The organism is Paenibacillus sp. 598K (genome assembly GCF_003851045.1).
Classification (GTDB): domain Bacteria; phylum Bacillota; class Bacilli; order Paenibacillales; family Paenibacillaceae; genus Paenibacillus_D.
The window spans coordinates 1-1,940 of sequence record NZ_BFBX01000279.1 but is presented as its reverse complement, the minus strand read 5'-3'; the positions used below and the strand labels follow the sequence as shown (position 1 = coordinate 1,940).

Genomic DNA, 1,940 nt, shown 5'->3' with positions numbered 1-1,940 from the left:
ACGTTTCATTTTACAGACCCTAAGGCTAGCCAAAATTATCGCGATTAAACTAGAACTGAATATTTTCCTCTTAGGATGAAGAAATATCTCAGTTATGTTCATCTTAGATTTCCCCTTTTGTATTACATCATTGAGCGTAAGCAACTAGTAACCACTTCCTAAAAACAACGGCTGAATTAAGTTTTCCTCAAGACCTATCAATTTTGAAATTACATCGATAGTATACCCTTGACTAATTGCTCTTTTTATTATTTCTACCTTTATAGTTCCTTCGTTAATTGTTTGCTTCATGTCTTGTTCAAAGTTTATTACATCATCATCGACTACACCCTCAAGAGTAAATTTCATTTTGTAATTCCCAAGATATTGCCCTAGGTATAGAATGCTTAAGTTGCAATAAACATACTCAGAGAATTCATTCATATACGTTAATTGTATTGAATGAAGTTCCGTGGTAATTAATTTGAGATTTGATTTGCCTCTAAACGAATCAAAAAAGTCACCTCGATTTTCATTCTTCCAGTTTTCAAGATAGTTTTCAAAGCCTCTTTCAGTTCTTTCAATAATTCGATTAGCTGCAGACCATTCCACTAAGGATTTTGTTCTCATATCTCGCCTCTCTTCGGTAGTTTCTCATCTCTCTTCGTATATTCAGTATGTGGGTTTGAAGCACGTACATTCCATTCTATTATTTGCCGGTTTTCATAAAAGTAATTATAAGTTTAAACCTATGCTTCCCATCTGGTAATTAAAGCTCATGGTAATCCTTGGACATATATTTTTCAATCACTCGTTTCAATGCTTCTGTTTTCTTTTGTCCATTTGAACTTGGCGCAAAAATAAAAAGAATGGCAATCCAAATGAAACCCCAACCGTGAACGTTCCAACTATAGGTATCCACGTATGCTTTATGCCGCTTCGCTTACCTTCATAAAGAATAAATCCAATCAAAACAACGGCTGAAACGATAATATCCAACCACGCAAATGAACTGATTCGATTCTGTGTGGCTTCATTTATTAATGCAGTCAGATTAAATCCGTTCTCACCGATCCAAGGAATGAACTCCATGTAAGGAAGAATGATTCCAGCAATGGATAACAGCCCGTAAAAATACTTCAAGCCTCTCACCTCAATTAATTATTAGTTAGATTCCAATCGTATGATACGATTGATATCTTCTGTAGACGAATTCCCAACATCGTAAGGCGACGAAGTCGCCGGGCGCGAGCGCTTAGTTAGTGCGTATTTGTCCGGCTAGATCGGTTTAAAAACTTCAACAGTTTTGTCCAAACCATAGTTCTTAATAGTCTCCTCTATTGTTTCATTCCGCTTCTCACTCCACACGAAGCTCATCTCGAAAGTGCCTTGTTGGAAAAACAAAGGAAACCTCCGTTTAAACCAATCTTGCATGGGCAACTTTAATGCTTCCTCAATCTCTACCCATACCAAATCCCCTTCTGGCGGATGATCCAATAACTCCCCTTCAAAAGATGTGGCCAAGTAGTTAAAAACCATATATCTTAATCCCTGATCCGGTTCACAAAATTCGTCTAAGCCTTTGTATACAATATCTTTAACAATCAGTCCGGTCTCTTCTCGCACTTCACGAATGGCCCCATTAACGATGCTCTCTGGAAAATCAACCTTACCTCCCGGTGCAATGAAGCCCGGAAATCCAAGATGATCCGGCCTGTTAATTAAAAGCACTTGGCTTCCATTCTGTACCATGCACATCGTATATATTTTGTGGGTTATCACTTGTATATCATCTCCATTAAAGCTCGTGTGGTAAGTAGTTTACTCTTCTCACAAGTGCTTCATTACTTCAAAATAGATATGGTTAGCCGGAAGCCTGTCATTCGTTTATGTTCTCCTATTCGAATTAATCTCCCTTGAAATTAAGATAATTTTCATTTATTACTTTTATAATATTAATT

The 1,940-nt window shown here is 37.0% G+C and carries 3 protein-coding genes; all 3 read right to left on the bottom strand.

Annotated elements, in window-relative coordinates; genetic code table 11:
• Window positions 1-144 precede the first annotated feature (144 nt).
• The 3 genes from PA598K_RS35080 to PA598K_RS35070 all read right to left on the bottom strand — a co-directional run bounded on the left by PA598K_RS35080 (window position 145) and on the right by PA598K_RS35070 (window position 1,737).
• On the bottom strand, window positions 145-609 hold the full coding sequence (locus PA598K_RS35080; protein WP_128661302.1) for a hypothetical protein: 465 nt from the start codon (window positions 607-609) through the stop codon (window positions 145-147).
• 186 nt (window positions 610-795) lie between these two features.
• Window positions 796-1,122, bottom strand: coding sequence for a DUF2834 domain-containing protein (locus PA598K_RS35075; protein WP_128661301.1), 327 nt, complete (start codon window positions 1,120-1,122; stop codon window positions 796-798).
• 135 nt (window positions 1,123-1,257) lie between these two features.
• Window positions 1,258-1,737 carry an 8-oxo-dGTP diphosphatase gene (locus PA598K_RS35070; RefSeq protein WP_128661303.1) on the bottom strand — a complete coding sequence of 160 codons (480 nt, stop codon included), beginning with the start codon at window positions 1,735-1,737 and terminating at the stop codon, window positions 1,258-1,260.
• Between the last annotated feature and the right edge of the window lie 203 nt (window positions 1,738-1,940).

Coding starts and splice junctions, on each gene's coding strand:
- PA598K_RS35080 (WP_128661302.1), bottom strand. CDS start 609: ATGAGAACAAAATCCTTAGTGGAATGGTCTGCAGCTAATCGAATTATT.
- PA598K_RS35070 (WP_128661303.1), bottom strand. CDS start 1,737: ATGTGCATGGTACAGAATGGAAGCCAAGTGCTTTTAATTAACAGGCCG.